The organism is Abyssicoccus albus (assembly GCF_003815035.1).
GTDB lineage: Bacteria > Bacillota > Bacilli > Staphylococcales > Abyssicoccaceae > Abyssicoccus > Abyssicoccus albus.
In genome coordinates this window covers 894,072-900,803 of the sequence record NZ_RKRK01000002.1, presented here as the reverse complement: position 1 = coordinate 900,803, position 6,732 = coordinate 894,072, and the positions used below count along the sequence as shown (strand labels likewise).

The following is a 6,732-nucleotide window of genomic DNA, read 5'->3' as shown; positions in this document are numbered from 1 at the left end:
TGTAATCAGAGTAAAAGAGAAATACTCTGAATACGGGAGTGGAATGAGCTGAAAATGTTCTGGTAATCAGAGTAAAAGAGAAATACTCTGAATACGGGAGTGGAATGAGCTGAAAATGTTCTGGTAATCAGAGTAAAAGAGAAATACTCTGAATACGGGAGTAGAATGAGCTAAAAATGTTCTGGTAATCAGAGTAAAAGAGAAATACTCTGAATACGGAAAGGAAATGAACTGAAAATGTCCTGGTATTCAGAGTAAAAGAGAAACACTTTGAATACAGCAAGCGACAAAAAGACCTACTAACATTGTTAGTAGGTCAAAAATTTATTGAATTGTAAAAGGATCTAGAGTATCAAACACAAATTGAACTTCTTTCAAAAATGACTCATCCGATTTAAAAACTTCATCAGTTGGTAAATATTTTTTTCCGATTAAAAATTCTCCCTTTTTCACTTTTTTCAATCGTTCAATCGCTTTGATTAATTCTTCATCAGAAAGCTCACTGATCTTTAATTTTTCTTCTTTCATATGATCCTTACTTATGACGAAGTTATCCGGTAATGCTCTGAATGTATCAATCATGTCTAACCATTTATTTGCACATGTTTCTTTATACTCTGATTCATAGATCACACCGTACATAATGAATAAGTGAGAACCAAATAAACCGATTTGATAGTGAGGTAACATTTTGTACCCTCGATTATTCGTTGCGAAAGCGACCCACGTATCATTTGGTGGATTCACTGTGCGGCGTAAATGTTTTGCGACGTGTGGGTAGTATGGTTGGTCATATTGATTAGACAAATAATCACTGAAATAATCGCCTAATGCATTGAGTTGTGGTCTAATGTTCTTTTTAATGGCATCCATTCTAGGTTCTAGTCCATCGATATCAAATGTTTTGAAGTCATTTTCTTTAAATGTATATTTACTCATCATAATACATCCTCTCTTAATGTGTTAAATTTATTTTAACATGATAGAATGGAAGTGAGAATAACATTAGGAGTGTTGTCAGGTGGAATTATATGAACAAGCAAAACAATTCGTTATAGAGGCGAGTGAATATATAAAAAAAGAAATGGCACAAGGATTGACCGTTGAGTCTAAATCATCGCTTAACGACCTTGTGACGAATGTCGATAAAGGCTGTGAGACATTCTTATACGAAAAAATTATGTCTTATTATCCAGACCATCGTATCGTTGGAGAAGAGGGTCATGGACATGACATTCAAGATACAGACGGTGTGTTGTGGATTATTGATCCAATTGATGGGACGTTAAACTTTGTTCATCAACAGAAAAACTTCGCCATTAGTGTAGGTATTTATATCGACGGTAAACCACATAGTGCCTTTATTTTGGATGTAATGAATCACGATTTATATCATTCAAGTCCGGGTGGTGCAGTTTATTTCAATGATCAAAAACTGGAACGAATAGAACCGTCTCCGCTAGAAACATCGCTAATTTGTTTGAATGCACGATGGTTAGTTAAAGATGCATCACAAACTTCAGCATTAACCCTTGCGAAAAAGGCTGGGACGGTTAGATCTTATGGGTCATCTGCGTTAGAACTTGCACAGATTACAACAGGCCAAGTGGCAAGTTATGTCACTTATCAATTGAAGCCTTGGGATTTTGCAGCGGGACTAATCTTAGTAGAAAGACTTGGTGGTGTTGTCACGACTGAAACTGGTCAACCGATTAACTTGTTGCAGGCATCTGGTCTTGTCGCAGCACATCCATCTATGCATAAAGAAATTATAGAGATTATTAATGCATAAAAATAGAGCATGAACGTCAGTCGTTCATGCTCTATTCTATCTTCCATTTACTTTTTAACGTAAATCCAACACCAAAGATTGCGATGAATAATAAGATTGCAATGAATGTTGAAATGAGCCAACCTTCAACGACAGCAATACATATAAATAATAAAATTAAGATGGCAGTAAGTGCCAAACAAAACATTAGAAACTTTTGGGCACGAGTCATTTGATCACATCTTTCTCATAAGTTTAAACATTTTTTGTATCTTTACTCTACTATGATATAATACATAAGTAAAAATATAAACCATAAATGAAGAAGAGGGTATAAATATATGACCGTAAGAAGAGATAATATTCGTAACATAGCAATTATTGCACACGTTGACCATGGGAAAACAACACTTGTCGATGAGTTGTTAAAACAATCAGGTACATTTAGAGAAAATGAGCAAGTCGATGAACGTGCGATGGATTCAAATGATATCGAGCGTGAACGTGGGATTACAATTTTAGCCAAGAATACAGCGATCAATTATAATGACACGCGTATCAATATTTTAGATACGCCAGGACATGCGGACTTCGGTGGAGAAGTTGAACGTATTATGAAAATGGTTGATGGTGTAATACTTGTCGTGGATGCGTATGAAGGAACAATGCCACAAACACGTTTCGTATTGAAGAAAGCACTAGAACAAAAACTTAAACCCGTAGTCGTTGTCAATAAAGTTGACAAGCCTTCTGCTAGACCGGAAGCTGTTATCGATGATGTGTTAGAATTATTTATCGAACTAGAAGCGGATGATGAGCAATTAGAATTCCCAGTTGTGTATGCATCAGCAATTAACGGTACTGCAAGTTTAGATCCTCATGAGCAAGACTCAGATATGCATGCCATTTATGAATCTATAATCGAACACGTTCCAGCACCGATTGATAATAGTGATGAGCCTTTACAATTCCAAGTGGCGATGTTAGATTACAATGATTACGTAGGTCGTATTGGTATTGGTCGTGTATTTAGAGGAACGATGAAAGTCGGCGAGAGCGTATCGTTGATTAAGTTAGACGGTACAATCAAAAACTTCCGAGTGACGAAAATTTTCGGATTCTTCGGTTTGAAGCGTGAAGAAATTCAAGAAGCAAAAGCTGGAGATTTAATTGCGATTTCAGGTATGGAAGATATTAACGTCGGTGAAACAATTACACCACCGGATGCGCAAGAAGCCTTACCTGTCCTTAGAATTGACGAACCAACTTTACAAATGACATTTAGCGTGAATAATTCACCGTTTGCTGGTCGTGAAGGTAAATATGTCACAGCACGTAATATTCAAGAACGTTTAGATCAACAACTTGAAACAGACGTGTCACTACGCGTTGAAAATAAAGGTCCTGATGCATGGATCGTATCTGGTCGTGGTGAACTTCATTTATCTATTTTAATTGAAAATATGCGCCGTGAGGGATTCGAACTTCAAGTGTCTAAACCTGAAGTTATCGTCAAAGAAATTGACGGTGTTAAATGTGAACCATTCGAACGTGTTCAAATTGATGTACCTGAAGAATATACAGGTGGAATCATTGAATCGCTTGGACAACGTAAAGGTGAAATGCTGGATATGGTCAATACAGGGAATGGTCAAACACGTATTATTTTCTCTGTACCGAGCCGTGGTTTAATCGGTTATCGTACAGAATTCATGTCATTAACACGTGGCTATGGCATTATGAACAACACGTTTGATGAGTTCAAACCATTGATCAAAGGTCAACTCGGTGGACGTCGTAATGGAGTGCTTGTATCTATGGATAAAGGTGCAGCATCAACGTATGCAATCCTTAACTTAGAAGACCGTGGAACAAACTTTATGGAACCAGGTACTGAAGTGTATGAAGGAATGATTGTTGGTGAGAATAGTCGTGATAATGACTTAACGGTTAATATTACGAAAGTTAAAGCGGCTAACAACATCCGTTCAGCTACAAAAGAACAAACGGATAATATGAAAAAGCCTCGTATTTTAACACTAGAAGAAGCGTTAGAGTATATTAATGATGATGAGCTTGTTGAAGTGACACCAGAATCAGTTCGTATGCGTAAAAAAATCTTAGAAAAAGGTGCACGTGAACGTGATCAAAAACGTGCAAAACAAGTGACTGAGGAGTAGATTGAATGCTTTATGTTACGAAAGGTGTAAGCTTAGATGCAATCGAACGGTTATCGTTCTTTGCAAAGCTTTACCAAGTTGATAAACAACCTGATACAGGAATGTGGCTATTATTTATTACAATTTTTATTCTATGTGTGATCACGTATAATTTAGGATTTGCTAGAAAAATTAAATGGTGGCAAAATATAATTATTTATGTCATCATGTTTTTCGGTTGTACATTACTAACATTTTTAGGCGCATTTTTACCCGTCGCAGAAAGTTTAATTGTTACAGCAATCATCTTAGGATTGTATCGTTATCGATTGCACAAAGAACGTAAAGCAGGGAATGTATAATAAAGAATGAGTGCCAAATGATAAATTCATTTGGCACTCATTTTATAATTTATAGCGTCACTTTCAGAGTATTTGTTGATTGTTTTGAATGGAACTATTTCACTTCAATCTGATTCACTTGATTCAAGGATTCATTTACTTCACCTGATTCAAAAACAAATGCATCAACAGAACCGTTTTCATGAATTCGCTTGCCTTGTTTTGAAAATTGGAAATAGAGGTTTTTTAATGATTCTACTGGAATGGTCAATTGTTTGTCGTCAACATTCGTTAAAAGGACTTCCTTTGCATCGTCATTCAATTCAGCATTGTTGAAAAATACTTCCATATTAATGCAATAGTCTTCTTCTAATAATTGTTGTTTCTTAAACTTTTTCTCAGATTTTAACGTTGGTGGGTTTGTGCCACCTTCTAAAATTTGACGATTCCATTCTTTTGAATCATCAAATGTAATTTCATCGTGAGACGTGCGGCTTAATTGTAAATCATTCAAAGAAACTTTACGATCATCAAAAATCCATGTTGTTGGATCTAATGTGATATTAAACTTTACATTTCCTTTAATTTGTATGACCATATTATGATCTTCCTTTCTTTTTTCAAGTAATCCTAGTGTATCATAAACAATCGCTCTATTTCCTTGCAATTCACACTATAAATAAGATAAAATTTATTAACAAGAGTGGAGTTTATTGAAAGGGGAATATGCGAATGGATACAAAGCAAGATATCTCAAAAAGAGCATATGACCAGTTACATACAGATGCTGAAAAAATTAGACAGTTGATACAAGTTCAAATGGACAATTTAACGATGCCGCAATGCCCATTGTATGAAGAAGTTTTGGATACCCAAATGTTCGGTTTGAGTCGAGAAGTCGAATTTGCGATTAAGTTAGATTTAGTCGATGAACAAGAAGGGCGTCAACTGCTAGACAACTTGGAACAAGAATTATCAAAATTACATGATGCACATACGAAGACAAGCCTAAAATAATTTAAACGTTTTAGGCTGTTTTGTTTTTGTAAGATAGGGTGATAAAGGTGATTAGAAAAGCTATCAAGAAGTTTACACAAGATTTTAAGTACGTCGACTTCTCAATATTTGCCGCGTATATACTCATTTGCCTCATTGGATTAGTGATGATATATAGTGCTAGTATGATCGGCGCGATGCGTGGCACATTAGTTAAAGGTGTTGAGTTAAGTCCTTATCATTTCTTTATTCGCCAATTAATTTATTGGATGATTGGATTAATGATTGTTGTGTTTATAGGTTACATCATTAATATAAAAAGTTTACTGAAAAAAAATATTCAAATCGCGATGATGGCTTCAATTTTATTTTTGCTCGTTCTGACATTATTAATTGGTCGTGAAGTGAATGGTGCAAAAAGTTGGATTGATCTTTTTGGATTCGGTTTACAACCGTCTGAACTATTTAAAATTGTGAGCATTATTTATTTAGCGTATATGTATAACCAACGAAAGAAGTATACGAACCTTACGATTGGAGATATACTATCACCACTGACACTCGTTGGAGTGGGATTAATTTTTATTGCAATTCAACCGGATTTTGGTACCGCGATGATTCTTGCGATTATTATTTTTAGTATGGTATTGTATTCAGGATTTAAGACGAAATTATTGCTCTCTATGGTAGCTGTTTTCATATGTGCGATCGGTGTATGGATGTTAAGCAACTATATTTTAACAGGTGAGATTATTCTCGATCACCAGAAAGAGCGATTTATCGCAATGCAAAACCCTTTCGTCAATGAAGCGGAAGGCTACCATCTTGCCAATTCACTTGTCGCATTTGGTACAGGTGGACTGTTTGGGAATGGACTTGGTAATAGTATTCAAAAATTAGGCTATTTACCAGAACCGCATACGGACTTTATTTTAGCTGTCATAGGTGAAGAATTTGGACTTTTTGGGGTATTAACCGTACTCTTTATACTCGCGTTTATTGTTTTTAAAGGATTTTATTATGCGATGCAAGCACGGAGCACTTTTTTACAACTCGTATGTGTTGGATGTGCGACGTATATCGGTATACAAACGATTGTAAACGTAGGTGGTGTAACGAATTTCATTCCATTAACAGGCGTTCCATTGCCTTTCTTAAGTTACGGAGGATCAAGTATGATTAGCTTGTCGATAGCAGTTGGTTTATTGCTTATGGCAAGCAAGTGGATAAGGAAATCTCAACAGACAACACCATAATAACTTATGATTCACAGAATATTAAAAGTGATGTCGTAGAAGTATTGCCATTAGTTATTTTATTTCGGCTCATTGCCTAGTAATCAGAGTAATCAGAAATACTCTGAATACATAAGGAAAAAGGTTGGAAAACGTCTGGTAATCAGAGTAAATCGAAAATACTCTGAATATGGAAGGGAAAAGGATTGAAAAGTGTCTCGTAATCAGAG

8 protein-coding genes are annotated in these 6,732 nt (G+C 35.6%); 5 read left to right on the top strand and 3 right to left on the bottom strand.

What is annotated here, in order from left to right; genetic code table 11:
• Window positions 1-324: 324 nt before the first annotated feature.
• A complete protein-coding gene (locus EDD62_RS04370; protein WP_123807672.1) occupies window positions 325-939 on the bottom strand; it encodes a YktB family protein in 615 nt (204 codons plus the stop codon).
• A gap of 82 nt (window positions 940-1,021) precedes the next feature.
• On the opposite strand from EDD62_RS04370, the gene EDD62_RS04365 reads away from it, so the two are divergent.
• Window positions 1,022-1,792: an inositol monophosphatase family protein gene (locus EDD62_RS04365; RefSeq protein ID WP_123807671.1), complete on the top strand. Its 771-nt coding sequence runs from the start codon at window positions 1,022-1,024 to the stop codon at window positions 1,790-1,792.
• Window positions 1,793-1,823: 31 nt separating this feature from the next.
• On the opposite strand, the gene EDD62_RS04360 is transcribed toward EDD62_RS04365, so the two are convergent.
• Window positions 1,824-2,003, bottom strand: coding sequence for a DUF5325 family protein (locus EDD62_RS04360; RefSeq protein ID WP_123807670.1), 180 nt, complete (start codon window positions 2,001-2,003; stop codon window positions 1,824-1,826).
• A 109-nt stretch (window positions 2,004-2,112) separates the two neighbouring features.
• Between EDD62_RS04360 and typA the strand changes: the two genes are divergently transcribed.
• Window positions 2,113-3,951: a translational GTPase TypA gene (typA, locus tag EDD62_RS04355; RefSeq protein WP_123807669.1), complete on the top strand. Its 1,839-nt coding sequence runs from the start codon at window positions 2,113-2,115 to the stop codon at window positions 3,949-3,951.
• A 5-nt stretch (window positions 3,952-3,956) separates the two neighbouring features.
• Entirely contained in the window at window positions 3,957-4,292 is a 336-nt protein-coding gene (locus tag EDD62_RS04350; protein ID WP_077140033.1) for a YlaH-like family protein, read from the top strand.
• Window positions 4,293-4,386: 94 nt separating this feature from the next.
• On the opposite strand, the gene EDD62_RS04345 is transcribed toward EDD62_RS04350, so the two are convergent.
• Complete coding sequence (locus EDD62_RS04345) at window positions 4,387-4,869, bottom strand: hypothetical protein (protein WP_123807668.1); 483 nt, start codon at window positions 4,867-4,869, stop codon at window positions 4,387-4,389.
• Window positions 4,870-4,997: 128 nt separating this feature from the next.
• Between EDD62_RS04345 and EDD62_RS04340 the strand changes: the two genes are divergently transcribed.
• On the top strand, window positions 4,998-5,288 hold the full coding sequence (locus tag EDD62_RS04340) for an Fpa/YlaN family protein (protein ID WP_123807667.1): 291 nt from the start codon (window positions 4,998-5,000) through the stop codon (window positions 5,286-5,288).
• 47 nt (window positions 5,289-5,335) lie between these two features.
• Window positions 5,336-6,523: an FtsW/RodA/SpoVE family cell cycle protein gene (locus EDD62_RS04335; RefSeq protein WP_249037329.1), complete on the top strand. Its 1,188-nt coding sequence runs from the start codon at window positions 5,336-5,338 to the stop codon at window positions 6,521-6,523.
• Window positions 6,524-6,732 lie beyond the last annotated feature (209 nt).